We start from the raw sequence: 24763 nt of genomic DNA on the forward strand, positions 1-24763 counted from the left end.
TCAAAGTTCCTGGGGCCGCCTTTTTCAAAAAGGCGGCGTTCTTTTTGAAGCTTTTTGAAAAAGCTTCACCAAAAACTTTTATCTGTCCGGGGTATCTTCCTTAGCGCCGGCGTGGCGGGGGCGGCCGGGTGAACAGGCAGACGCTCTCCACCTCGGTCGACCACAGGAACTGGTCGATCACCGTGACATGTTCCAGCCTGTATCCCGCCTGCAGCAGGGCTGCCGCGTCACGACGCAGGGCCGTGGGATTGCAACTGACATAGATGACACGCAGCGGCCTGCCGTCGATGATCTGCTGTAGCTGCGCGCCTGCCCCGGCATGGGGCGGGTCAAGCACGACAGCGCCAGCCTTGGCAAGGACCGTTCCCATGACCGGCTGGCGGTTGAGGTCGTTATGGAACGCCTGCACCCGCGTGCCACCACAGGCCTGTTTCAGGCAGGCGAACGCCGCCCAATCCCCTTCATAGGCCATGACTCGCGCCCGTTCCGCCAGGGCGAAGGACAGCGTGCCGCATCCGGCATAAAGTTCGATGATGTCGCCCTTGATCCGCTTGGTGGGCAGGGCGTCCAGGACCGCCTGACGGATCGCGTCCTCCCCCGCGCGACTGGGCTGGAGGAAGGCACCCGGCGGCGGTGCGGTGCGCACGCCACAGAATTCGTGCCATACGCCTGCCGTCTGTGCCGCCGTTTCGGGGGTGTCATGACTGCCATGGGGACGCCACGAAATCCGTGGGATGCGGTGCGTGCCCGCGAACTGCGCCAGAAGCCGCCGGTCATCGGGGCCAAGCGGCCCATCGGTGGCAAGCAGCAGGTCCGGCCCGCTGTCGAGCATGTTGATCTGCAGATCCCCCCCACGTCGCACCGCGGGCAGCGAATGCAGCATCTGCCGCAGCGGGGGAAGCAGCGCGAACAGTGCCGGTTCCAGCACATGGCATTGCGTCATGTCCACGACCGCGCCGCGTTTACGATGCAGTCCCAGCGCAATGGCCTGTCCCTCGCGGGCGAAGGTAAGGTCCACCCGTCGCCGGGTCATGGGGGCGCCCTGCCATGACGTGACAGGCACCGGGTCCGCATGACCTGCGGCATGCAGGGCACGCAGGACCGTATCAGTCTTCCATCGCAGCGACAGGGGCAACGACATGTACTGGACGGAACACCCGCCACATTCCCCGAACAGGTCGCACACCGGTGCAACCCGGTCGGCGCTGGGATGGATGATGGTTTCCACCCGTGCCCTGCCATCGCCGGTCGGGAGGACGGTGACATCCTCTCCCGGCAGGGCGCCAGCCACGAACAGGGCCGCGCCATCAGGCAGGCGTGCAAGACCGTGCCCTTCCGCGCCAAGGGCATCGATATGAACCTGCATGATTTCAGACACGGGCAAAGTCTTTCGGGTCAGTCCGACCGGTTTTCATCCTCGGGCGCGGGCACGACAGGCGCCGTGCGGCGGGGCAGCAGCATGAAGGCGGGGATGTCGCCACCGAATCCGGTCTGGACCCGGTCGTTGCCATGGTCTTCGCGCGCGGCAGGGGCCGTCGCCTGACGCGCTGGCGGCGGGGCGGCGGGGGATGCGGGCTTGCGCGATTCGGCTGCGGGCTTGCGCGCTGCGGGGGCCGGTGCCGGCGTGCGCTGTTCCGTGGACTTGCCCCCACGCTTGCGGCCACGCGGACGCGGTTCGTCGGACCATTCCGCCTGGTCGATTCCCTTGACCTCCAGCCGGGTGATCGGCTTGCCGGTCAGCTTCTCGATCGCCTCGGCCAGCGGCTGTTCATAGGGCGTGGCGAGGCTGTAGGCATGGCCCGTGCGTCCCGCGCGGCCCGTGCGGCCGATCCGGTGGACGTAATCCTCCGCATGGAACGGCAGGTCGAAATTGAAGACATGCGACAGGCCGCCAATGTCGATCCCGCGCGCGGCGATGTCGGAGCAGACGAGGAGCTTCAGTTCCCCCGACTTGAACGCCTCAAGCGTGGAGAAACGCACCGACTGCGGCAGGTCGCCATGCAGCGCCCCGGCGGAAAAGCCGTGCTTGATCAGGGATTTGCACAGGACATCGACGTCGCGCTTGCGATTGCAGAAGATGATCGCGTTCTGCATGTCGCTCTCGCGCAGCAGCTTGCGCAGGGCGCGGCGCTTGTCATCCTCCTCGACGATCACCAGCCCCGTCTCGATGGTGGAGGCGACGGAGGAGGGGCGGCTGACGGTGATTTCCTTGGGATTGTGCAGGAACATGTCCGCGAGGCGACGGATTTCCGGCGCCATCGTGGCGGAGAAGAACAGCGTCTGGCGCAGGGGCGAGAGCATGCTGACGATCTTCTCGATATCGGGGATGAACCCCATGTCGAGCATGCGGTCGGCCTCGTCGATGACCAGCAGCTTCGTCTGCGTCAGCAGCAGGCCGCCGCGTTCGAACAGGTCGATCAGGCGGCCCGGCGTTGCGATCAGCACGTCAACGCCACGGTTGAGGACCTCTTTCTGCTCCGCCATGCTCTCGCCGCCGATCAGCAGCGCATGGGTCAGCTTGAGGTGCTTGCCGTAATTGACGAAATTTTCCGCCACCTGCAGGGCAAGTTCGCGCGTCGGCTCCAGGATGAGGGAGCGCGGCATGCGCGCGCGGGCGCGCGAGCCCGACAGGATCTCCAGCATGGGCAGGGTGAAGGACGCGGTCTTGCCCGTGCCCGTCTGCGCCACGCCCAGGACGTCGCGCCCCATCAGGACATAGGGGATCGCCTGCGCCTGGATGGGGGTGGGATGGCGATATCCCATCTCCTCGATCGCCTGCTGGATCGGCGCGGAGAGGCCCAGTTCGGAAAACAGCGGCTGTGGCGCGTCTTCCGTTTCCGGGGGGGTAACGATTTCAATATCGGATATCGGCATGATGTCGCCTGCCGTCGCGGCAGTACGCTGCCCCGCATTGGCGGAACCGGCCCGAGCGGATGTCGTGTTCTTCTTGGCGCTCAAAATTCTCTCGAACGTGTCAGTGGTGAGGTCCCGTCCGGATTGCTACCATACCGCCTATCAGGTTACCGCGCCTGATCGCCTGCAGCAACGCAGGGGCCTGTGGACCAAGGGCGAATCCCTCGATTCCACACGTCCCCTGCCTATCCGCATCCCGTATGAAAATCAAGGATGCCTGTGTGCCCGTGCATCAGTCACGGGCATTTTCATGGCTTCAGAACGGATGCGCCAGCGACGCGGCCACGATGGTCAGCACGCCAAGGCCGATATTGATGAGGATCTGCGAGCGGATCGAATCGAACATCGACGGCTGCGGACGCAGCGCGCGGCGTGCCTTCTGGTAGGGGCCGAAATAGATCCGCGCGAAGATCAGCGCCATCATCAGGCCAAGCAGCTGCATCAGGTTGATCTGCCACCCGATGGTGGCGAAGCCCCCTTCGTGGAAAATCATCAGCCAGCCCGTCACCAGCACCATCGGCATGGTGTGCCACACGATGCGGAAGAAGCGGTTGAGCGTCTGCAGGTGGACGGATGCGCGCGGGGTGGGGTCAAGCAGGCCGAGACTCGGCTTGAGGACGAACACGGCATAGATCATGCCGCCCAGCCATGCGGCCATGCCAAGAAGGTGAACGGCGAGCACAAGGCTCCAGACGATGGAGTGGGACATGACGCCTCCGGTTTGGAAAACGATGGGGTGGGCGAATGCGTCTGTGGCATGGCGCCCATCGGGAAAGCATGGACGGTTGTTTCCCGATTCCGCGTTCATAATGCAAGATATTGCATGTCGCGGGCTGTATTTCCGGGCCGGATCACGGGTTGCCTCGCGCCCCGTGGTCCCGGCGCGCATGCTTTTGCCCCATCCGTTGTGGTTCAGGGAGGACCGATCATGAATGACACCGCTTACCGACTGCTGCTTCCCGATCCGGCGCAGATGGGCCGGGTCGATGCCCTGGCCGCGCGGGTGGTGCCGATTCGCACGCTGATGGAACATGCGGGGCGCGCGGTGGAACGCGCGGTGCGCCGCCATGTTAGGCCCTGTCGCGTCCTTGTGCTGTGCGGTCCGGGGGATAACGGGGGCGATGGCTATGTCTGCGCGCGACGTCTGGCGCAGGCCGGGTGGCCCGTCAGCATCGCGGCCCTTGCCCCGCCGCGCCCCGGCGGGGATGCGGCCGCCGCCGCTGCGCTGTGGGACGGGCCGGTGGTGCCGTTCGCGGCCGGGCAGGTGGCGCGTTTCGACCTTGTGATCGACGCGGTCTTCGGCGCGGGCCTGTCCCGCCCGGTGGAAGGCGATGTCGCGGACGTGCTGCGCGCGGCGCGGCGGGTGGTGGCCATCGACATGCCCACCGGCGTGGACGGGGCGACCGGGGCCGTGCGCGGCTATGCCCCGCAGGCGGAACTGACCGTGACATTCTGCCGGCGCAAGCCGGGGCACCTGCTGCTGCCGGGGCGCGACCTGTGCGGACGGTGCGAGGTGGCGGATATCGGCATTCCCGAATCTGCGGTCGGGCAGGTGGGCGTGCGCACCTGGCACAATGAACCGGGCCTGTGGCAGGTGCCGCATTGCGGGGTGGAGAGCTATAAATACAGCCGTGGCGTGGTCAGCATCTGTGGCGGTGCTCAGATGCCCGGTGCGGCGCGACTGTCGGCGGGCGGCGCGCGCGGCAGTGGCGCGGGCCTTGTCCGGCTGGCGGTGGGGGCTGCCGCGGACCTGTACCGCATGCAGGCGCCAGCAGGCCTGATCGTGGATTCCGATCCCCTGCCCGAACTGCTGCACGATGCCCGGCGCAAGGTGTGGGTCTGCGGCCCCGGCCTGACGGTTGACGAAGTGGGCTCCGTCTTTCCCACGCTGGTGGGGGCGGGACGGCAGGTGGTGGCGGATGCCGGGGCATTTTCCATGGCGGCGGGCGATCCCGCACGCCTGCGCGGCGCGGCGGTGGTCACCCCCCATGCCGGGGAGTTCGCGCGCGTGTTCGGCCATCCGGGCGAGGACCGCCTGGCCGCGGCCCGTGCCGCGGCGGCCCTGATCGATGCGGTGGTGGTGATGAAGGGGCCGGACACGATCATCGCCGCCCCGGACGGGCGGGCCGCGATCAACGATCATGCGACGCCCGCGCTGGGCACGGCGGGGTCGGGCGATACCCTGACCGGGATCGTGGCCGCGATGATGGCGGCGGGCATGCCCGCGTGGGAGGGGGCGTGCGCCGCCGTGTGGCTGCATGGGGAGGCGGCGATGCGCGCGGGGCCGTGGCCCGTGGCAGAACAGTTCGACCTCCATCTGGGCGCCGCGCGTGCAAAGGCCGAGGCGGAAGGGCAAAAAAAGCGGGGCTGAGAGGGCGTTATTCGGGTTCGCATCTTGCCCCCATGGCTACTCTGCGCTAAAGCCGCGCGCTTGTAGCTTGGGCAATGTGCGGGCGTGGTGGAATTGGTAGACACGCCAGATTTAGGTTCTGGTGACGCAAGTCGTGGGGGTTCAAGTCCCTTCGCCCGTACCATAAAACCCCGGCAATTCGCGTTATGCGAGCAGACGTGGTGGCCCAACCGGCCTCTTGCGTTCTTTGATACGTTCTGACCGAGAGGATGGCCTGGCAGATGCAGGTTACTGAAACGCTTTCCGATGGCCTGAAGCGCGGGTTTACCGTCACGGTTCCGGCGCAGGAAATTGAAAGCAAGCGCACGGCGCGCCTTAATGAAGTTGGCAAGTCCATGAAGCTGCCCGGGTTCCGTCCCGGCAAGGTGCCGCTGAGCATCGTCAAGCAGCGCTTTGGCACCGAGGTCCAGGGGGAAGTCCTGGAGCAGGTCGTCGGCGACGCGACACGCACGCTGCTGGACGAGCGCGGCCTGCGCCCGGCGATGCAGCCGAAGGTTGGCATCGTCTCCGGCGGGGAACCCGACAGCAAGGACGACCTCAAGTTCACTGTTGAGTTCGAAATCCTCCCCGAAATCCCGGTGCCCGACCTGTCCACCGTGTCGCTGACGCGCCTGAAGGCCCCCGTCAACGCGGAAACGGTTGACAAGGCGCTTAAGGAAATCGCCAGCCGCCAGCGTGAGTTCGAGACGATCACCGAGGATCGTCCCGCAGCCAAGGGCGACGTCCTGACGGTTGATTTCGTCGGCAAGATCGATGGCGTTGCGTTTGACGGCGGTTCCGCCGATGACGTGAATGTCGAGATCGGTGGCGCGGGCTTCATCCCCGGCTTCGCCGAGCAGCTCGAGGGCATGAAGGCCGGTGACGAAAAGGTGATCCATGTCACGTTCCCGGCCGGTTACCAGGCCGAGAACCTTGCAGGCAAGGAAGCCACCTTCGACATCAAGGCGAAGGAACTCAAGCGTCCCGTCGAACCCAAGATCGATGACGAACTGGCCAAGAAGCTGGGCTTCGAGGGGCTGGAGCAGGTCCGTGAACTGATCACCAAGCAGGTGGAGCAGGAATACGAGCAGCTTTCGCGCCTGCGCCTGAAGCGCGACCTGCTGGACCAGTTGGCTGAAAAGACCGCGTTCGACGCGCCTCCGGGCATGGTTGACGCCGAATTCGCCCAGATCTGGAACCGTATCGAGGAAGACCGCAAGGCCGGTCGCCTTGATGACGAGGACAAGGACAAGGACGAGGACACGCTGCGCGCCGACTATCGCAAGATTGCCGAACGCCGCGTGAAGCTGGGCCTGCTGCTGGCTGAAATCGGCCGCGTCAACAACATCACCGTCACGCAGGACGAGATGATGCAGGCCATCCGCGCCGAAGCCATGCGCTATCCCGGCCAGGAACAGGCCGTGTTCGAGTTCTTCGGCAAGAACCCGCAGGCCGCCGACAGCCTGCGCGGCCCGATCTTCGAGAACAAGGTCATCGACTACATCGTCGAGCTGGCGAAGGTCGAGGACAAGGAAGTGACGCCCGAGGAACTGGCCGAAATGCCGGAAGCCAACGTCTGAGACCGCCGTTTCAGGCCTTGCGGACGTCGGCTGGACGCGTAAAGATCGGATATGGTTCTTGCGTGTCCAACGACCTTCGTGACGGAGCCAGGCAGGCCATGTTCGCATCATATTGTCTAAAATGACGGCAATGGGGTGGTATCTGGCGTGTTTGTCTCTATTTTGTCATAAGTAACCGGGAAAGGTCCGGCTGCTCCGTTTGGATGGCGCGCCCACGCACGCCGGAAAATCAGGGCAGGTCGGGCCTTTGCTTTTCAGGATCGGGAATATGGCTATGAGGGATCGCAATCCCGTAGAGATCTACAATAATGCTCTTGTGCCGATGGTGGTCGAGCAGACCTCTCGCGGGGAGCGGGCATTCGATATCTATTCCCGCCTGCTGCAAGAGCGCATCATCTTTCTGACCGGGCCGGTCTATGATCAGGTTTCCGCCGTGGTGTCCGCGCAGCTCCTGTATCTGGAAAGCGTGAACCCGACCAAGGAAATCTCGTTCTACATCAACAGCCCCGGCGGGGTGGTGTCGGCCGGTCTCGCGATCTACGACACCATGCAGTATATCCGCAGCCCCGTCAGCACCGTGTGCATCGGGCAGGCCGCGTCGATGGGCTCGCTCCTGCTTGCGGGCGGGGAGAAGGGACGCCGCTTCGCGCTGCCCAATTCCCGCGTGATGGTGCACCAGCCGTCCGGCGGCGCGCAGGGCCAGGCCAGCGACATCGAGATCCAGGCGACGGAAATCCTGACCATCCGCAAGCGCCTGAACGAGATCTATGAGACCCATACCGGCCGCACGCTTGAGGAAATCGAGCGCAAGCTGGAACGTGACAGCTACATGTCGGCGGAAGAGGCCCGCGCGTTCGGCATCGTTGACGAAGTCGTGCGCAACCACGCAGCCGAGAAGGCCGCCGACTGATGTCCGGATGGGCACGGGCATGATGCGCGCGGCGTGCGCGGGTGCCCGTGTCCCGCAGGCAGGATGAAAGACCCCGTCTGCGTCGCGGGCAACGCATGACGCGGCGCAGGGGTCTTGTGATATGCGGGGAAGGGGAGCAGGCGCACGGTGTGCGTTTCCCCTCCTCAGGCGACGAGGCAAGCTGCGGCGTACCGGAAGGCGGGTGCAGGTTCCGGTCGTCGGGAATGGACAGGTTCTCCCTTGCGGGGGAATAGGAGCGGTTATGAACAACAAATCCGGCGATTCCAAAAATACCCTTTATTGCTCGTTCTGCGGCAAGTCCCAGCACGAGGTCCGGAAGCTCATCGCCGGTCCCACCGTGTTCATTTGCGATGAATGCGTCGAACTGTGCATGGACATCATCCGCGAGGAGCATAAGACCCATCTGGTGAAGTCACGCGACGGCGTGCCGACCCCGCGTGAGATCTGCAATATCCTCGACGACTACGTCATCGGGCAGATGCACGCCAAGAAGGTGCTATCGGTCGCGGTCCACAACCATTACAAGCGCCTGGCCCACAGCCAGAAGAACAACGACGTCGAGATCGCGAAGTCGAACATCATGCTGATCGGCCCGACCGGTTCGGGCAAGACGCTGCTGGCGCAGACGCTGGCGCGCATCCTTGACGTACCGTTCACCATGGCCGACGCCACGACCCTGACCGAAGCCGGTTATGTGGGCGAGGACGTGGAGAACATCATCCTCAAGCTGCTGCAGGCCGCCGACTACAACGTGGAGAAGGCGCAGCGCGGCATCGTCTATATCGACGAGATCGACAAGATTTCGCGCAAGTCCGACAATCCCTCCATCACCCGCGACGTCAGTGGCGAGGGCGTGCAGCAGGCGCTGCTCAAGATCATGGAAGGGACCGTCGCCTCCGTCCCGCCGCAGGGCGGGCGCAAGCATCCGCAGCAGGAATTCCTGCAGGTGGACACCACCAACATGCTGTTCATCTGCGGTGGCGCGTTCGCGGGCCTCGACAAGATCATCAGCGCGCGTGGCAAGGGATCAGGAATCGGGTTCGGCGCCGACGTGCAGTCCCCCGATGACCGCCGCACGGGCGCGATCCTGCGCGACATTGAACCCGAGGACCTGCTGAAGTTCGGCCTGATCCCGGAATTCATCGGCCGCCTGCCGGTGCTGGCGACGCTTGAGGACCTTGATGAAGCCGCGCTGATCGAGATCCTGACCAAGCCCAAGAACGCGCTGGTCAAGCAGTATGCGCGCCTGTTCCAGATGGAAGACGTGAAGCTGACATTCTCCGAGGACGCGCTGAGCGCCATCGCGCAGCGGGCCATCGCGCGTCGTACCGGCGCGCGCGGCCTGCGCGCCATCCTGGAAAGCATCCTGCTGTCGACGATGTTCGACCTTCCGGGCCTGAAAAACGTGGAAGAGATCGTCGTCAACAAGGATGCGGCGGAAAACAAGGCCCCGCCGGTCTATGTCTATGGCAAGGCGGAGCCTGAGGAGCAGTCCGCCTGATCGCGGCGCCGTACGCTCTTGGTAAAGCTTTTTCATCTTTGATGATGCAGGTCATTTGCCTTTCGCTCACTTGTGTCAGTGAGGGCAAGTGACAACATGACTCATCAGGTCACCGCATGTGCGGTGTTACGGGTCCGCAGGCCGCGTGTCGGGTGTGGACCCGGGATCGTCCATCAGGAGGTCAAGTTAAATGTCTGAATCCGAAAGACTGGACCAGGTGCCGGGCACCCCCGAAAATACGGAAAAGAAGGTGCCGGTATCGGTGTCGTCGCACGAAGGGCAGGACATCACCCCGCAGGAGAAGGACACGATGGCGGTCCTGCCGCTGCGTGATATCGTGGTGTTCCCCCATATGATCGTGCCGCTGTTCGTGGGGCGCGAAAAGTCCGTCCGCGCGCTGGAAGCGGTCACGAAGAATGACAAGCAGATCCTGCTGGTGGCGCAGAAGAACGCATCGCAGGACGACCCGTCGGTTGACGACATCTACCGCTATGGCACGGTCTCCACGATCCTGCAGCTGCTGAAGCTGCCGGACGGGACGGTCAAGGTGCTGGTGGAAGGTGGCCGCCGCGCGCGCATTTCCACGCTGCATGAGGTCGATGGCCATTTCGAGGCCGAGATCGAGGAAGTGGCCGAGGAAGAGACCGACGGCAAGGAAGCCGAGGCGCTGGGCCGCACGATCATTTCCCAGTTCGAGCAGTATATCAAGCTGAACAAGAAGATCGCGCCGGAGGTGCTCGTCTCCCTCAACCAGATCGACAACCTGTCGAAGCTGGCCGATACGATCGCAAGCCACCTGAACCTCAAGATTTCCGAAAAGCAGGAAATCCTTGAAATCCAGGACGTCAACGCCCGTCTGGAGCGGGTTTTCGCCCATATGGAAGCCGAGATTGGCGTCCTGCAGGTGGAAAAGCGCATCCGCAACCGCGTCAAGCGGCAGATGGAAAAGACGCAGCGCGAGTATTACCTGAACGAGCAGCTCAAGGCGATCCAGAAGGAACTTGGCGAGGGCGAGGACGGCAAGGACGAGACCGCCGAGCTTGAGGAAAAGATCGCCAAGACCAAGCTGAGCAAGGAAGCGCGCGACAAGGCGGTGGCGGAGCTGAAGAAGCTGCGGACCATGAGCCCGATGTCGGCCGAATCGACGGTGGTGCGCAACTACCTCGACTGGCTGCTGGGGATCCCGTGGAAAAAGCGTTCCAAGGTGCGCCACAACCTGCCCGAGGCGGAAAAAATCCTCGATACCGACCATTACGGGCTGGAGAAGGTCAAGGAACGCATCCTTGAATACCTCGCGGTGCAGAGTCGCGCGCAGAAGCTCAAGGGGCCGATCCTGTGCCTCGTCGGGCCGCCGGGCGTGGGCAAGACCTCGCTTGCGCGTTCGATCGCGAAGGCGACCGGGCGGCAGTATGTCCGCATGTCGCTTGGCGGCATGCGTGACGAGGCGGAGATCCGTGGCCATCGCCGGACCTATATCGGCTCCATGCCGGGCAAGATCATCCAGGGCATGAAGAAGGCGAAGACGTCGAATCCGCTTTTCCTGCTCGATGAGATCGACAAGCTTGGCGCGGACTGGCGTGGCGATCCGTCGTCGGCCCTGCTCGAGGTGCTGGACCCGGAGCAGAACGCGACCTTCGGTGATCACTATCTGGAGGTGGATTACGACCTGTCGGACGTGATGTTCATCACCACGGCCAACAGCCTGAACATGCCCCAGCCGCTGCTGGACCGCATGGAGATCATCCGCCTGTCGGGCTATACCGAGGACGAGAAGGTCGAGATCGCAAAGCGTCACCTGCTGCCCAAGCAGACCGAGGCCAACAACCTCAAGCCCGATGAATGGTCGGTCAGTGACGATGCGCTGCTTGAACTGGTCCGCAGCTACACCCGTGAAGCCGGTGTGCGTAACCTGGAGCGCGAGATCGCGACCCTTGCGCGCAAGGCGGTGACGGAAATCGTGACGGGCAAGGCCAAGAAGGTCGCCATTACCAGGGACAACCTTGAGAAATATGCCGGCGTGAAGCGTTTCCGGCATGGCGAGACCGAGGCCGAGGATATGGTGGGTGTCGTCACCGGCCTTGCCTGGACCGAGGTCGGGGGCGAGATCCTGACCATCGAAAGCGTGATGGTGCCGGGCAAGGGCAACATCAAGCTGACGGGCAAGCTGGGCGACGTGATGAAGGAAAGCGTCGCGGCGGCCCTGTCCTATGTCCGCAGCAGGGCGGCGTCGTTTGGCATCAAGCCGACGCTGTTTGAAAAGCGCGACCTGCATGTGCACGTGCCCGAAGGCGCGACGCCCAAGGACGGGCCGTCCGCGGGTATTGCCATGGCGACGTCCATCGTCAGCGTGATGACCGGCATTCCGGTGCGTCGTGACGTGGGCATGACGGGGGAAATCACGCTGCGTGGGCGCGTGCTGCCCATCGGCGGCCTGAAGGAGAAGCTGCTGGCGGCGCATCGCGCGGGCATCCGCACGGTCTTCATCCCCAAGGACAATGAAAAGGACCTGGTGGAAATCCCCAAGGCCGTGACCGCAGACCTGAAGGTGATTCCCGTCGCCCATGTGGATGAAGTGATCGCCAAGGCGCTGGTCCATGCGCCCGAACCGATCGAATGGGTGGAGCCGCCCGAAGGCGTGGCCACCAATCCCGCGTCCGAACCGGCACTGGCGTCGCTACCGCACTGATCGGGCATCCTGTCAAGCGTAGCAAAATTGTCATGGCAGGGGGGAATGACCGATTTTGTGGGTCATTCCCGCCCATCCCTCGGTTGACGTGAGAGAAAACAGCGGCATAGTGCAGGCAGAAAATGCGACGCGAAAAGCACGCGTGATGAAGCGGTCGCAGTCAGTTACATAGAAAGGCGTAAAATGGAGAAGCCACTTAACAAGCAGGAACTCGTTGCTGCTGTCGCCGAGAACGCCGACCTGGCAAAGGCAAAGGCGGGCGAAGTGGTCGATGCTGTGTTCGGCGCGATCGAAAAGGCCCTGTCCAGTGGGCAGGAAGTTCGTCTGGTCGGTTTCGGTACGTTCGTGACCGCGACCCGCAAGGCCGCCAAGGGCCGCAACCCGCGTACGGGTGAAGAGATCGACATCCCGGCTTCGACCTCCGTGCGATTCAAGCCTGGCAAGAACCTGAAGGAAGCTGTAAGCAAATAAGCAGCTTGCGTCAGGTGAGGGGTGCTGGTCCACGATGGTGGATTACCGGCCCCTCGGTTTTGATGCGGTTACAGGGGCGATTAGCTCAGCGGTAGAGCGTCTCGTTTACACCGAGAGGGTCGGCGGTTCGATCCCGTCATCGCCCACCATGCAGCATGCTGCATGAAATCCTGCTTGGTCCCGTCATTGCCGTCATATGGCAATGATCCCGCGATCAGGTCACTTTCAGATGTCATCCCCTGTTGACGTCACCCGGATGGATCGGTAGAGATCCTTCCACACCCTGCGCGGGTGTAGCTCAGTTGGTTAGAGCGCCGGCCTGTCACGCCGGAGGTCGCGGGTTCGAGCCCCGTCACTCGCGCCATTTCTCCCATGAAAATCATGACCTTCCCGATACGCCTGCCCTCCATTTCGGATGGGGTTGCGTAGGGTTTTTGGCGTGCGTTCCGGCCGCATTTCCCCGAACACAGAAATATGAAGACAACAAAAAGTTCCCGATAAGTAATGCGGGCGCGATGACTGTATTTCTGCGGTATTTCCTAACATCACGGTAATGTTCCCGCCCGGGTATAGGGTAACCGTCTGTTCGTCCACGGGAGTTTGTGTCTAACTTCGCCCCAGCCATACAGAAGTCGCTCAAGACACGGATGGTTCAATCAACAAGGTTGGGGACGTGGGCCATGCATTCCGTCATCGCGGATTATTTCCCTGTACTGATATTCGGTGCGATCGCGGTTGTAATCGCGGGCGCCATGCTGGGAAGTTCGCTGCTTTTCGGCTGGCAGAAACCGTATTCGGAAAAAACATCCGCATATGAGTGCGGTTTCGAGCCGTTCGATGACACGCGGCGGCGGTTTGACGTGCGTTTTTATCTTGTGGCGATCCTGTTCATTATTTTCGACCTTGAGGTGGCCTTCCTGTTTCCCTGGGCGGTCAGCCTGTCGCGGATCGGCTGGTTCGGGTTCCTGTCGATGATGGGCTTCCTGACGGTCCTCACGGTCGGCTTCATCTACGAATGGTGCAAGGGCGCGCTGGAGTGGGATTGAGGCAGCAGGGAAGGAGACAGGAAGCATGAGCAGCAATTCATCAGGGCAGGGCCGCCCATCCGACAGCATCGCGTGGAATCGCGACATGCTGCCGCCCGGCCCGGAACAGGATGCCGTCATCCGCGGCGTCACGGGCGAGATCACGGAAAAAGGCTTCGTCGTCGCAAGCCTGGACAAGATCGTGAACTGGGGCCGCACCGGCAGCCTGTGGCCGATGTCCTTTGGCCTTGCCTGTTGCGCGGTGGAAATGATCCACGCCTACATGCCGCGTTACGACCTCGACCGCATGGGCATCATCCCGCGCGGGTCGCCACGGCAGTCCGACGTGATGATCGTCGCGGGCACGCTGACGAACAAGATGGCCCCGGCCCTGCGCCGCGTGTACGACCAGATGGCCGAACCGCGCTGGGTCATTTCCATGGGGTCATGCGCCAACGGGGGCGGGTATTACCACTACTCCTACTCCGTGGTGCGTGGCTGTGACCGGATCGTGCCGGTGGATGTCTATGTCCCCGGCTGTCCCCCCACGGCGGAGGCGCTGATCTACGGCATCCTCCAACTCCAGAAGAAAATCCGCAGGACAGGGACGATTCTCCGTGGCTGAGTCCTCCAACACCCTGCCTGCGGTGCAGACGCAGGCGCAGGCTTCGCTGGGATCGGTGGCGTTCACGCTGTCCACCACCGTGCCGGGCGTCATTTCCGCCGGGATCGAGGGCGGGGAACTCGTGGTGCGCACGACGCGGCCCTACCTGCTGGCGATCATGGGGATGCTGCGCGACGATCCGCGCTATTCCTGCGAGCAGATGATGGACCTGTGCGGGGTGGATTATCCCGACCGGGCGGAGCGTTTCGACGTCGTCTACAACCTGCTGTCGGTGACGCACAACCACCGCATCCGCGTCATCGTGACCACGGACGAAACGCAGCCCGTGGCCTCCGTTCACCAGTTGTGGCCCTCTGCAACATGGTGGGAGCGCGAATGTTACGACCTGTTCGGCATCCTGTTCTCCGACCAGCCCGACCTGCGGCGCATCCTGACCGATTACGGGTTCGAGGGATATCCGCTGCGCAAGGACTTCCCGCTGACCGGCTATGTCGAGACCCGTTACGACGAGGAACGGCGCCAGGTGGTGTACGAACCGGTGCAGCTGAAGCAGGACTTCCGCAATTTCGACTTTGAATCCCCGTGGGAGGGCATCCTGACCCTGCCCGGTGACGAGAAGGCGCATGCGTTCCGCCAGAACATCAAGCGCCAGGAATAAGGGAAACCGAACGATGAGTGATGTGACCCTGGACCCGAACATTCCTGAGGCGCTGCTGCCGGAGGAAAGCGATGGCGACGTCCGCAAGCATGTCGTGGAAATCGACTCCCACGCGCTGAATTTCGGTCCCCAGCATCCGTCCGCCCATGGCGTGCTGCGCCTGATCCTGGAGATGGAGGGCGAGGTCGTCACCCGCGCCATCCCGCATGTCGGGCTTTTGCACCGTGGCACGGAAAAGCTGATTGAATACAAGACCTATCCCAAGGCGCTGCCATATTTCGACCGGCTCGACTACGTCTCCCCCATGTGTGAGGAGCAGGCGTTCGCGCTGGCGACGGAAAAGCTGCTGAACATTGAAATCCCGGACCGCGCGAAATGGATTCGCGTCATGTTCGCGGAAATCACGCGCATCCTGAACCATATCCTCAACCTGACGTCCTTCGGGCTGGACTGCGGCGCGCTGACGCCGGCCCTGTGGGGGTATGAGGAACGTGAGAAGCTGCTGGAATTCTACGAGGCGGCATCGGGCGCGCGTTTCCATGCCAATTACTTCCGCCCCGGTGGCGTCGCGCGCGACCTGCCTGCCGGGCTGGAGGAGCGCATCGCCCAGTGGACGACCGAATTCCCGCGCTGGATCGACGACCTTGAATCCCTGCTGACCAACAACCGCATCTGGAAACAGCGCACGGTCGGCATTGGTGTCTTCACCAGCGAGCAGGCGCTGGCCTGGGGGTTCAGCGGGCCATGCCTGCGTGCGTCGGGCGTGCCGTGGGACCTGCGGCGTTCGCAGCCCTATGACAATTACGACAAGGTGGAGTTCAACGTGCCGGTGGCGCGCCAGGGCGACTGCTATGACCGCTATCTGGTGCGTGTCGCGGAAATGCGCGAAAGCGTGAAGATCGTCGAGCAGTGCCTTGCGCAGATGAAGCCCGGCCCGATCAAGGTCCAGGACCGCAAGATCGCCCCCCCGCCAAGGCGGGAGATGAAACGTTCGATGGAAGCCCTGATCCATCATTTCAAGCTGTTTACCGAAGGGTACCATGTGCCGCCGGGCGCGACCTATACCGCCGTCGAAAGCCCGAAGGGCGAATTCGGCGTCTATCTGGTCGCAGATGGCAGCAACCGTCCCTACCGGTGCAAGATTCGCCCCACCGGGTTCGCCCACCTGCAGGCCATGGACGTGATGGCGCGGCGGCACATGCTGGCCGACGCGGTTGCGATCATCGGTTCGCTGGATCTGGTGTTTGGTGAAATAGACAGGTGAACGATATGTCCGCGCAATCCAACACACCCCACGACGCGGAGCCTGCCGAATTCGCTTTCGACGCGGAAAGCGAACGGCAGATCGCGCAGATACTTGCCAAGTATCCCCCCGAACGCAAGGCAAGCGGCGTCATACCGCTGCTGTATGTGGTGCAGAAACAGATGGGCCGCCAGACCGGCAGCGCCTGGGTTCCCCGTGTTGCGATGGATGCGGTGGCCGAACGGCTGGAGATGGCGCCGATCCGCGTTTACGAGGTCGCGACCTTCTACCTGATGTTCAATACGAAGCCGATCGGGAAATACCACCTGCAGGTCTGCACGACGACGTCGTGCTGGCTGCGCGGGTCGGATGACGTGACGGCGGCGTGCAAGGCCGCGACCGGGATCGGGGCCTTTGGCGAAACCAGCGCGGACGGCATGTTCACGATGACCGAGGTGGAATGCCTTGGCGCCTGCGCGAACGCCCCGATCCTGCAGGTTGATGATGATTATTACGAGGACATGGACGGCCCGCGCACGACCGAACTGATCGCCGCCCTGCGCCGTGGCGAGCGGCCGAAGCCCGGCCCGACCATAGATCGCATGGATTCTGCCCCCGTGGGGGGGCGCAAGACGCTGCTGGATACTGCGGGGCAGGGCACCGGCACGCAGGATAACGGGTAGGAAAGACGGGACATGCTTGAGGACAAGGACCGGATTTTTACCAATCTGTACGGTCAGAACGACTGGCGTCTGGCGGGTGCGCGGCAGCGCGGCGACTGGAACGACACGGCCGCCATCCTGGCGCGCGGGCGTGATGCCATCATTGCGGAAATGAAGGCATCAGGACTGCGTGGCCGTGGCGGGGCGGGGTTCCCCACGGGCGTGAAATGGTCGTTCATGCCCAAGACATCGGACGGGCGCCCGCATTACCTGGTGATCAACGGCGATGAATCCGAACCCGGCACCTGCAAGGACCGCGAGATCCTGCGTCACGACCCGCACAAGCTGATCGAAAGCGCGCTGATCGCATCCTTCGCAATGGGGGCGCACAAATCCTACATCTATATCCGTGGCGAGTTCTTCAACGAAGCGCAGCACCTCCAGCACGCCATTGACGAGGCGTACGAGGCTGGACTGATCGGTCCAAACGCTGCCGGGTCGGGATGGGATTTCGATTTCTACATCCATCGCGGCGCAGGTGCGTATATCTGCGGGGAAGAGACGGCGCTGCTCGAAAGCCTTGAGGGCAAGAAGGGCCAGCCCCGCATGAAGCCGCCATTCCCCGCGGCGATGGGCCTGTATGGCTGCCCCACCACGGTCAATAATGTGGAGAGCATCGCCGTCACCTCCACCATCATGCGTCGCGGGGCCTCGTGGTTTTCCGGGCTGGGCCGTCCCAACAACGCGGGCACGAAGCTGATGGCCATTTCCGGCCATGTGAATACGCCATGCGTGTTTGAGGAAGAACTCGGCGTGCCGCTCAAGGACATCATCGAAAAGCATGGCGGCGGTGTGCGTGGCGGCTGGGACAACCTGCTTGCGGTCATTCCCGGTGGCTGTTCGGTGCCGATGCTGCCGCGTGAGGTCTGCGACACGGTGCTGATGGATTACGACAGCCTGCGCGCCGAAGGGTCGGGCCTTGGCACGGCGTGCATGATCGTGATGGACAAATCCACCGACATCATCCGCGCCATCGCGCGTTTTTCACAGTTCTTCAAGCATGAAAGCTGCGGCCAGTGCACGCCGTGCCGCGAGGGCACGGGATGGATGATGCGTGTCATGCAGCGCATGGTCGAAGGCCGTGCGGAGATCGAGGAGATCGACATGCTCGAACAGGTAACGCGCCAGGTCGAGGGCCATACGATCTGCGCGCTTGGCGATGCGGCGGCGTGGCCCATCCAGGGGCTGATCCGGCGGTTCCGCCCGGTGATGGAGGAACGCATCCATGCCTACAAGGCCGCGCATGGCGGCGGGCGTCTGGTGCAGGTTCCCGCCGACCTGCCGACAGCGGCGGAGTAAGGGACATGGTGAAAGTAACCGTTGACGGCATCCCCGTCGAAGTGCCCGCAGGGTCCAGCGCGCTGCAGGCGTGCGAGGCGGCGGGCAAGGAAATCCCGCGCTTCTGCTTCCACGAACGCCTGTCGGTGGCGGGCAACTGCCGCATGTGTCTGGTGCAGGTGGTGCGCGCGCCCAAGCCCGTCGCGTCATGCGGGTTCCCGGTGGGCGAGGGGATGCAGATCCTGACCGACACCGAGGTCGTGCGCAAGGCACGCCGCGCGGTGATGGAATTCCTGCTCATCAACCATCCGCTCGACTGCCCGATCTGCGATCAGGGCGGGGAATGCGACCTGCAGGACCAGGCCTTCGGCTATGGCGCGGACCATTCACGCTATCTCGAGAACAAGCGCGCGGTGACGGACAAGTATCTCGGCCCGCTGGTCAAGACGGTCATGACGCGCTGCATCCAGTGCACGCGCTGCATCCGTTTCGCGACCGAGGTGGCGGGCGTGCCCGAACTCGGCGCCGTCTCGCGCGGCGAGAACATGGAAATCACCAATTACGTTGAAAAGGCCCTGACATCCGAACTGTCGGGCAACCTGATCGACATCTGCCCGGTGGGCGCGCTGACATCCAAGCCTTATGCCTTTACCGCCCGTCCGTGGGAACTCAAGCGCACGGATTCCATCGACGTGTGCGACGCGGTCGGCACCAACATCGTCATGCAGGCCCGTGGCGCCAGCGTGCTGCGCATCGTCCCGCGCACCAATGACGAGGTGAACGAGGAATGGCTGGCGGACAAGGGGCGTTTCGTGGTGGACGGCTTCCGCCACCGCCGCCTTGACCGGCCGTGGGTGCGCGTGCATGGCAAGCTGCAGCCTGCCTCGTGGCAGGATGTGTTCGTGGCGCTGGCGAAGCGCCTCAAGGGTGTTGCGGGCGAACGGATCGGTGCGATCGCGGGCGACCTGTGCGATGCCGAAAGCATGCTGGCGCTGAAGGACCTGATGGAAGCACTGGGTTCGACCAGCATCGACTGCCGGCAGGACGGGGCGGATTACGATCTGTCGCACCGTGACTTCTACACGTTCAATACCGGCATTGCCGGGATCGAGGAAGCCGATGCGCTGCTGATCATCGGCGCGATCCCCCGGCAGGAGGCGCCGGTGCTCAACGCGCGCATCCGCAAGCGGTTCGTAAGTGCCGGGCGGGGCAAATTCCCGATCGCGATGATCGGCGCGCCGCAGGCTGACCCGACCTATGCGGTGGAAGTGCTGGGCGACGGGCCGGATGCGCTGGCGGACCTTGCGGCGGGACGTTCCGCGTTCCTCGACGTACTGAAAAAAGCTGAGAAGCCGATGATCATTGTCGGCCATGGCGCGCTGACACGGCCCGATGCGCGCGCGATCCTCAAGGCCTCATGGGATCTGGCGGGACAGGTGGGGGCGCTGGATGCGCAGTGGCACGGCTTCAACGTGCTGCATACCGCCGCAAGCCGTGTCGCCGGCCTGGACATGGGGTTTGTCCCGGGCAGGGGCGGTCGTGATGTCGCGGGCATGCTCGATGACGGGGTGGAAATCCTGTGGCTGCTGGGGGCGGATGAATTCCCGGTCGATCGCATCGGCAACGACACGTTCGTCATCTATCAGGGGCACCATGGCGACGCGGGCGCCGCACGGGCGGACGTGATCCTGCCCGGCGCGCTGTATGCGGAAAAGCCGGGCACCTACGTCAATACCGAAGGCCGCGTGCAGCAGGCGTTCCGTTCGGTCATGCCGCCGGGCGACGCGCGCGAGGACTGGCGCATATTGCGGGCATTTTCCGAAGTGGTGGGCCACACGCTCCCCTATGACACGCTCGAGGCGCTGCGCACGCGTCTGGCGCAGGTCAACCCGGTGTTCGCACGGCAGGGCCATCCCCGCTTTGCCCCGCCGCAGGGCGTCAGCCCCGATGGCGGCAAGGTGGCCATCGCCACGACGCCCTTCGTCCCGGTCATCGCGGATTATTACCAGACCAGTCCCATCTGTCGCGCCAGCCCGACGATGGAGACCTGTTCGCGGACCTATGTCCATCCCCCGGCCCAGGCAGCGGAGTAAGGTGAGGTGACGCATTTCTTTTTGCATACGCTTGTGGGGCAGGTCCTGCTGGTTGTCCTTGAAACGCTGGCCGTGCTTGTGCCGCTCCTGCTGGGGGTTGCGTACCTGACCCTTGCGGAGCGTAAGGTCATGGCTGCGATGCAGTTGCGCAAGGGGCCGAACGTCAACGGTCCGTTCGGCGTGCTGCAGGCATTCGCAGACGCCATCAAGATGCTGACGAAGGAAACGGTCATCCCGGCGGGTGCCAACCGGATGCTGTTCCTGTTCGCGCCATTCCTGACGTTTTCCCTTGCGATGGTGGCATGGGCGGTCATCCCGACCGGCAACGGGCTTGCAGTGGCGGACATCAATGTCGGCGTGCTCTACCTGCTGGCGATTTCCTCGCTCGGGGTTTACGGCATCCTGATCGCGGGCTGGGCATCCAATTCCAAATACGCGTTCCTTGGCGGCCTGCGTTCGGCGGCGCAGATGGTGTCGTATGAAGTCTCGATCGGGCTTGTCATTGTCTCCGTATTGCTTGCGGTCGGCAGCCTGAACCTCAATGACATCGTGCTGGCGCAGCGCCACGTCTGGTTCTGCCTGCCGATGTTCCCGATGTTCATCGTCTTCTTCATCTCGGCGCTGGCGGAAACCAACCGCGCGCCGTTCGACCTTCCCGAAGGGGAGAGCGAACTGGTCGCCGGGTTCTTCGTCGAATATTCCGCGCTGGCGTTCGGCCTCTTCTTCCTTGGTGAATATGCCAACATGTTCCTGATGTCGGGCATGATCAGCATCCTGTTCCTTGGCGGCTGGCTGCCGCCGCTGGCGATCGCGCCGCTGACATGGATCCCGGGACCGCTGTGGCTGATCGCGAAGATCCTGTTCTGCCTGTTTGTCTTCATCTGGGTCCGCGCGACATTCCCGCGTTACCGCTATGACCAGCTGATGCGGCTGGGGTGGAAGGTGTTCCTGCCGTTCTCGCTGGCGTGGATGGTGCTGACGGCCGGTTTTCTGATGGTGACGGGCCTGCTGCCCGGAGGAGCAAGCTGATGGGATATCTCAGCCGTACTGCCCGCTCGTTCCTGCTGAGCGAACTGGTTTCGGGCATGAGCGTCACGCTCAAGGCATTTTTCAAGCCCAAGGCGACGATCAATTATCCCTACGAAAAGGGACCGCTGTCGCCGCGTTTCCGTGGCGAGCATGCGCTGCGCCGCTATCCCAACGGGGAGGAACGCTGCATCGCGTGCAAGCTGTGCGAGGCGACATGCCCGGCGGAGGCCATCACCATCGAGGCCGAGCCGCGCGACGACGGGTCGCGCCGTACCACACGGTACGACATTGACATGACGAAGTGCATCTATTGCGGGCTGTGCGAGGAAGCCTGTCCCGTGGATGCGATCGTTGAAGGCCCCAACTACGAATTCGCGACAGAGACGCGCGAAGAACTGATGTACAACAAGGACAAGCTGCTCGCCAATGGCGACCGCTGGGAAAGCGTTCTTGCGCGCCGGCTGGAGCTGGATGCGCCGTATCGTTGACGTGGCGGATCGCATGTCCCCCCGCCACCCGCGCGGTGGCAGGTGGACATGCGGGCAGCAGGAGGAAATATCCATGCGGCAGGAAGGTCACCCATGATGACCCAAATCGTCTTTTACATATTTGCGGCGGTCCTGGTTCTTTCTGCCTCGATGGTGGTCAGCGCCCGTAATCCCGTGCATTCGGTCCTGTTCCTGATACTGGCGTTTTTCAACGCGGCGGGGCTGTTCCTGATCGCGGGGGCCGAATTCCTCGCGATGATCCTGGTCATCGTCTATGTCGGCGCGGTGGCGGTGCTGTTCCTGTTCGTCGTCATGATGCTCGACATCCGCGTGGCGCAGGCGCGCGAGGGGCTGCAGCGTTATGCCCCGTTCGGCGCGGCGCTGGGCGGGGTGCTGCTGGCGGAACTGGTGCTGGCGTTCCTGCACTGGCGCGTGGCGTCGAATATCGGCGATGTCGCGCACCTGGTGCCATCCACGCCCACGCGGACGAACACGGCGGCGATCGGGGATGTGCTTTATACGCACTACATCTTCCTGTTCCAGGCCTGCGCGCTCGTGCTGCTGGTGGCGATGATCGGGGCGATCGTGCTGACCCTGCGTGACCGGCCCACCGGACGGCGGCAGGACATCGAGCGCCAGCATGAACGCCAGCCCGCGGATTCCATGGAAATGCTTTCCCTGCCGCTGGGGCGCAGCGTCGGCGCGATGGGTGGTTTCCTGCGCCCGCGCAGGTCCTATGACATTGCCGCCGTGCCGGGCACCTATGGCACGCAGGCCTATCGCGAGGAGGAGCAGGAGCTTGCCGAAGGCACCGCCCTTGTCGTGGTCGCGGATGTCACGAAAAACGAAAGTCGGGACAATGAATAGTGCAATCGCCACCATTGGCGTCACGCCATACCTTGTCATCAGCGCGATCCTGCTGGTCCTTGGCGTGTTCGGTATCTTCCTGAACCGCAAGAACGTCATCATCATCCTGATGTCGATCGAACTGATCCTGCTGTCGGCCAACATCAATTTCGTGGCGTTTTCCGCGGCACTTGGCGACCTGTCGGGGCAGGTGTTCACGCTGTTCGTGCTGACCATCGCGGCGGCGGAATCCGCGATCGGCCTTGCCATCGTCACTGTCTATTTCCGTAATCGCGGCTCGATCGAGGTCGACCGCATTACGATGATGAAAGGGTGATCGGATCATGCAAACGGCATCCTGCCTTTTTGAAATCGCGGTCTTCGCGCCGCTGGTCGGGTTCCTGACCGCCGGGATGGGGGGGCGCATCATTGGCGACGCCCTGTCGCAGGCGCTGACGATCATCCTGATGCTCATCGCCAGCCTGGCCGCCATCGGCGCGCTGCTGATCGAGGGGCAGGGCGGCATGGTGACCGCCCTTGTCCCCGTGGCCGACTGGATCCAGGCGGGCAATTTCCATGTGGCGTGGGGGCTGCGCATGGATGCGCTGTCGGTGTCCATCGTCGCCATGGTGTGCGTGGTCTCCACGCTCGTGCATGTCTACAGCACGGGATACATGGCGCATGAGAGCATGCCGCGCTTCCGCTTCTTCTCCTACCTGTCGCTGTTTACGTTCGCGATGCTGATGCTGGTGACGTCGAACGACCTGATCCAGCTCTTCTTCGGGTGGGAAGGCGTGGGCCTCGCCAGTTACCTGCTGATCGGATACTGGTACACGCGCCCGTCGGCCGCCGCCGCCGCGATCAAGGCGTTTGTCGTCAACCGCGTGGCGGACCTGTTCTTCCTGGTCGGCATTGCGCTGCTGTATGTCGAATTCGGCACCGTGACCTATGACGACATCTTCGCGATGGTGCCCGCGCACATGAACGATGTGTATCACCTGTTTGGCGCCCATCGCGCCATCGAGGTGATCTGCATGCTGCTGTTCATCGGCGCGATGGGCAAGTCGGCGCAGCTGTTCCTGCATACATGGCTGCCCGACGCGATGGAGGGGCCGACCCCGGTGTCCGCCCTGATCCATGCGGCGACGATGGTCACGGCGGGCGTATTCCTGATGGCGCGGATGTCGCCGGTGGTGGAATTCGCCCCATTTACGCGTGACTTCATCATCCTGATCGGTGCGACGACCTGTTTCTTTGCCGCGACCGTGGGGCTGGTGCAGCCCGACATCAAGCGCACGATCGCCTATTCCACCTGTTCGCAGCTGGGCTACATGTTCGTGGCCGTGGGGGTGGGCGCGTACCAGGCAGCGATGTTCCACCTGACGACGCATGCGTTTTTCAAGGCGCTGCTGTTCCTTGGCGCGGGCTGCGTGATCCATGCCGTCCATGACGAGCAGGACATGTTCCGCATGGGCGGGCTGTGGCGCAAGATCCCGGTGACCTATGTGTGCATGTGGCTGGGCAGCCTTGCGCTGGCGGGGATCTTCCCCTTCGCGGGCTACTGGTCGAAGGATGCGATCCTTGATGCGGCATGGATGTCGCCTGCGACGATGGGCACCTATGGCTGGATCATGGGCTGCATCACCGCGTTCCTGACCGCACTGTACAGCTGGCGGCTGATCTTCCTTGTCTTCCATGGGAAGCCGCGTGACGCGCACCTGCATGAGGGTGCCCATGAAAGCCCGATTTCCATGACCGGGCCGGTCATCCTGCTGGGCTTTGGCGCGGTGCTTGGCGGCATCCTGCTGGCGCCGCTCTATATCGGCAGGGATCAGGTGGCGTTCTGGAACGGGGCGATCGCGAATGCGCCGGGTAACGACATCATGGACATGATGGAACACGCCCCGGCGTTAATCTCCCTCGTGCCAAGCATTGCCGCCGTTGGGGGGATCCTCGTCGCCTATGTCTGCTACATGCTGCGGCCGGAAATCCCGGGGGCGATGGCGCGCGCGCTGCGTCCGCTTTACCTGTTCCTGCTGAACAAATGGTATTTCGACGAACTGTATGACCTGATCATCATCCGTCCGTACAGGGCGCTGGCGCGCGTGTTGTGGAAGGATGTCGATGAAGGCGTGGTCGAGGGCATCCCCGAAGGGCTGGCCCGCATGACCGTGGCGTCGGCGGGGCAGGCGGTGAAGATCCAGACCGGTTCGATCGCGGTCTATGCCTTTACGATGCTGATCGGGTTGGTGGTGCTTCTGTCCACCATGCTGCTGACCCACTGA

Annotated in this window: 21 protein-coding genes and 3 tRNA genes; 21 read left to right on the forward strand and 3 right to left on the reverse strand. The window is 63.4% G+C overall.

From position 1 onward, the window contains the following. Window positions 1-100: 100 nt before the first annotated feature. From KMAL_RS02730 to KMAL_RS02740, 3 genes are all read right to left on the reverse strand, one after another. Window positions 101-1366: a class I SAM-dependent RNA methyltransferase gene (locus KMAL_RS02730; protein WP_110094285.1), complete on the reverse strand. Its 1266-nt coding sequence runs from the start codon at window positions 1364-1366 to the stop codon at window positions 101-103. Window positions 1367-1395: 29 nt separating this feature from the next. Continuing rightward, the gene (locus tag KMAL_RS02735; RefSeq protein WP_110094236.1) at window positions 1396-2958 is read right to left on the reverse strand and encodes a DEAD/DEAH box helicase; all 1563 of its coding nucleotides are present in this window, start codon (window positions 2956-2958) and stop codon (window positions 1396-1398) included. 211 nt (window positions 2959-3169) lie between these two features. Continuing rightward, the gene (locus KMAL_RS02740) at window positions 3170-3622 is read right to left on the reverse strand and encodes a CopD family protein (protein WP_110094286.1); all 453 of its coding nucleotides are present in this window, start codon (window positions 3620-3622) and stop codon (window positions 3170-3172) included. A gap of 219 nt (window positions 3623-3841) precedes the next feature. Between KMAL_RS02740 and KMAL_RS02745 the strand changes: the two genes are divergently transcribed. The 21 genes from KMAL_RS02745 to nuoL all read left to right on the forward strand — a co-directional run bounded on the left by KMAL_RS02745 (window position 3842) and on the right by nuoL (window position 24763). After that, window positions 3842-5284 (forward strand): NAD(P)H-hydrate dehydratase, encoded by a 1443-nt coding sequence (locus KMAL_RS02745; RefSeq protein ID WP_110094237.1) that lies wholly within the window; start codon window positions 3842-3844, stop codon window positions 5282-5284. 78 nt (window positions 5285-5362) lie between these two features. Next, window positions 5363-5447: transfer RNA gene (locus KMAL_RS02750), tRNA-Leu, on the forward strand. Between the two features lie 97 nt (window positions 5448-5544). Then, a complete protein-coding gene (gene tig, locus KMAL_RS02755; RefSeq protein ID WP_110094287.1) occupies window positions 5545-6882 on the forward strand; it encodes a trigger factor in 1338 nt (445 codons plus the stop codon). A gap of 274 nt (window positions 6883-7156) precedes the next feature. After that, window positions 7157-7792: an ATP-dependent Clp protease proteolytic subunit gene (locus tag KMAL_RS02760; RefSeq protein ID WP_110094238.1), complete on the forward strand. Its 636-nt coding sequence runs from the start codon at window positions 7157-7159 to the stop codon at window positions 7790-7792. A 262-nt stretch (window positions 7793-8054) separates the two neighbouring features. After that, the gene (gene clpX, locus KMAL_RS02765) at window positions 8055-9314 is read left to right on the forward strand and encodes an ATP-dependent Clp protease ATP-binding subunit ClpX (RefSeq protein ID WP_110094239.1); all 1260 of its coding nucleotides are present in this window, start codon (window positions 8055-8057) and stop codon (window positions 9312-9314) included. Between the two features lie 190 nt (window positions 9315-9504). Continuing rightward, window positions 9505-12000 carry an endopeptidase La gene (gene lon / locus KMAL_RS02770; protein ID WP_110094240.1) on the forward strand — a complete coding sequence of 832 codons (2496 nt, stop codon included), beginning with the start codon at window positions 9505-9507 and terminating at the stop codon, window positions 11998-12000. Between the two features lie 168 nt (window positions 12001-12168). Then, window positions 12169-12471, forward strand: coding sequence for an HU family DNA-binding protein (locus tag KMAL_RS02775; protein WP_275399299.1), 303 nt, complete (start codon window positions 12169-12171; stop codon window positions 12469-12471). Between the two features lie 74 nt (window positions 12472-12545). Beyond that, window positions 12546-12620, forward strand: a tRNA-Val gene (locus tag KMAL_RS02780). Between the two features lie 138 nt (window positions 12621-12758). Further along, window positions 12759-12835 (forward strand) — tRNA-Asp (locus KMAL_RS02785). 316 nt (window positions 12836-13151) lie between these two features. Next, window positions 13152-13517, forward strand: coding sequence for an NADH-quinone oxidoreductase subunit A (locus KMAL_RS02790; protein ID WP_110094242.1), 366 nt, complete (start codon window positions 13152-13154; stop codon window positions 13515-13517). A gap of 25 nt (window positions 13518-13542) precedes the next feature. Continuing rightward, entirely contained in the window at window positions 13543-14121 is a 579-nt protein-coding gene (locus KMAL_RS02795) for a NuoB/complex I 20 kDa subunit family protein (RefSeq protein ID WP_110094243.1), read from the forward strand. After that, window positions 14114-14779: an NADH-quinone oxidoreductase subunit C gene (locus KMAL_RS02800; RefSeq protein ID WP_233042992.1), complete on the forward strand. Its 666-nt coding sequence runs from the start codon at window positions 14114-14116 to the stop codon at window positions 14777-14779. Before KMAL_RS02795 ends, KMAL_RS02800 begins: the two co-directional genes overlap by 8 nt. 13 nt (window positions 14780-14792) lie before the next feature. Continuing rightward, window positions 14793-16043, forward strand: coding sequence for an NADH-quinone oxidoreductase subunit D (locus KMAL_RS02805; protein WP_110094244.1), 1251 nt, complete (start codon window positions 14793-14795; stop codon window positions 16041-16043). A 5-nt stretch (window positions 16044-16048) separates the two neighbouring features. After that, the gene (locus KMAL_RS02810) at window positions 16049-16705 is read left to right on the forward strand and encodes a complex I 24 kDa subunit family protein (protein WP_110094245.1); all 657 of its coding nucleotides are present in this window, start codon (window positions 16049-16051) and stop codon (window positions 16703-16705) included. Window positions 16706-16717: 12 nt separating this feature from the next. After that, window positions 16718-18043 carry an NADH-quinone oxidoreductase subunit NuoF gene (gene nuoF / locus KMAL_RS02815; protein WP_110094246.1) on the forward strand — a complete coding sequence of 442 codons (1326 nt, stop codon included), beginning with the start codon at window positions 16718-16720 and terminating at the stop codon, window positions 18041-18043. Window positions 18044-18048: 5 nt separating this feature from the next. Beyond that, window positions 18049-20115, forward strand: coding sequence for an NADH-quinone oxidoreductase subunit NuoG (nuoG, locus tag KMAL_RS02820; protein ID WP_110094247.1), 2067 nt, complete (start codon window positions 18049-18051; stop codon window positions 20113-20115). Window positions 20116-20121: 6 nt separating this feature from the next. Then, window positions 20122-21144, forward strand: a complete 1023-nt coding sequence (gene nuoH / locus KMAL_RS02825; RefSeq protein WP_110094248.1) for an NADH-quinone oxidoreductase subunit NuoH — start codon at window positions 20122-20124, stop codon at window positions 21142-21144. Further along, window positions 21144-21632 (forward strand): NADH-quinone oxidoreductase subunit NuoI, encoded by a 489-nt coding sequence (gene nuoI, locus KMAL_RS02830; RefSeq protein WP_110094249.1) that lies wholly within the window; start codon window positions 21144-21146, stop codon window positions 21630-21632. Before nuoH ends, nuoI begins: the two co-directional genes overlap by 1 nt. 93 nt (window positions 21633-21725) lie before the next feature. Further along, complete coding sequence (locus tag KMAL_RS02835) at window positions 21726-22499, forward strand: NADH-quinone oxidoreductase subunit J (protein ID WP_110094250.1); 774 nt, start codon at window positions 21726-21728, stop codon at window positions 22497-22499. Beyond that, entirely contained in the window at window positions 22492-22815 is a 324-nt protein-coding gene (nuoK, locus tag KMAL_RS02840; RefSeq protein ID WP_110094251.1) for an NADH-quinone oxidoreductase subunit NuoK, read from the forward strand. Before KMAL_RS02835 ends, nuoK begins: the two co-directional genes overlap by 8 nt. 7 nt (window positions 22816-22822) lie before the next feature. Then, window positions 22823-24763: an NADH-quinone oxidoreductase subunit L gene (gene nuoL / locus KMAL_RS02845; protein ID WP_110094252.1), complete on the forward strand. Its 1941-nt coding sequence runs from the start codon at window positions 22823-22825 to the stop codon at window positions 24761-24763.

It is taken from the genome of Novacetimonas maltaceti, assembly GCF_002906255.1.
In the GTDB taxonomy this organism is placed as follows: Bacteria; Pseudomonadota; Alphaproteobacteria; order Acetobacterales; family Acetobacteraceae; genus Novacetimonas; species Novacetimonas maltaceti.

Bases quoted from the DNA above. Each gene is read 5' to 3' on its own strand.
- KMAL_RS02795 (WP_110094243.1), top strand. From the start codon at position 13,543: ATGAGCAGCAATTCATCAGGGCAGGGCCGCCCATCCGACAGCATCGCG.
- KMAL_RS02745 (WP_110094237.1), top strand. From the start codon at position 3,842: ATGAATGACACCGCTTACCGACTGCTGCTTCCCGATCCGGCGCAGATG.
- lon (WP_110094240.1), top strand. From the start codon at position 9,505: ATGTCTGAATCCGAAAGACTGGACCAGGTGCCGGGCACCCCCGAAAAT.
- nuoF (WP_110094246.1), top strand. From the start codon at position 16,718: ATGCTTGAGGACAAGGACCGGATTTTTACCAATCTGTACGGTCAGAAC.
- nuoI (WP_110094249.1), top strand. From the start codon at position 21,144: ATGGGATATCTCAGCCGTACTGCCCGCTCGTTCCTGCTGAGCGAACTG.
- KMAL_RS02810 (WP_110094245.1), top strand. From the start codon at position 16,049: ATGTCCGCGCAATCCAACACACCCCACGACGCGGAGCCTGCCGAATTC.
- nuoG (WP_110094247.1), top strand. From the start codon at position 18,049: ATGGTGAAAGTAACCGTTGACGGCATCCCCGTCGAAGTGCCCGCAGGG.
- KMAL_RS02740 (WP_110094286.1), bottom strand. From the start codon at position 3,622: ATGTCCCACTCCATCGTCTGGAGCCTTGTGCTCGCCGTTCACCTTCTT.
- nuoK (WP_110094251.1), top strand. From the start codon at position 22,492: ATGAATAGTGCAATCGCCACCATTGGCGTCACGCCATACCTTGTCATC.
- clpX (WP_110094239.1), top strand. From the start codon at position 8,055: ATGAACAACAAATCCGGCGATTCCAAAAATACCCTTTATTGCTCGTTC.
- KMAL_RS02805 (WP_110094244.1), top strand. From the start codon at position 14,793: ATGAGTGATGTGACCCTGGACCCGAACATTCCTGAGGCGCTGCTGCCG.
- KMAL_RS02790 (WP_110094242.1), top strand. From the start codon at position 13,152: ATGCATTCCGTCATCGCGGATTATTTCCCTGTACTGATATTCGGTGCG.
- KMAL_RS02730 (WP_110094285.1), bottom strand. From the start codon at position 1,366: ATGCAGGTTCATATCGATGCCCTTGGCGCGGAAGGGCACGGTCTTGCA.
- nuoL (WP_110094252.1), top strand. From the start codon at position 22,823: ATGCAAACGGCATCCTGCCTTTTTGAAATCGCGGTCTTCGCGCCGCTG.
- KMAL_RS02760 (WP_110094238.1), top strand. From the start codon at position 7,157: ATGAGGGATCGCAATCCCGTAGAGATCTACAATAATGCTCTTGTGCCG.
- tig (WP_110094287.1), top strand. From the start codon at position 5,545: ATGCAGGTTACTGAAACGCTTTCCGATGGCCTGAAGCGCGGGTTTACC.
- KMAL_RS02835 (WP_110094250.1), top strand. From the start codon at position 21,726: ATGATGACCCAAATCGTCTTTTACATATTTGCGGCGGTCCTGGTTCTT.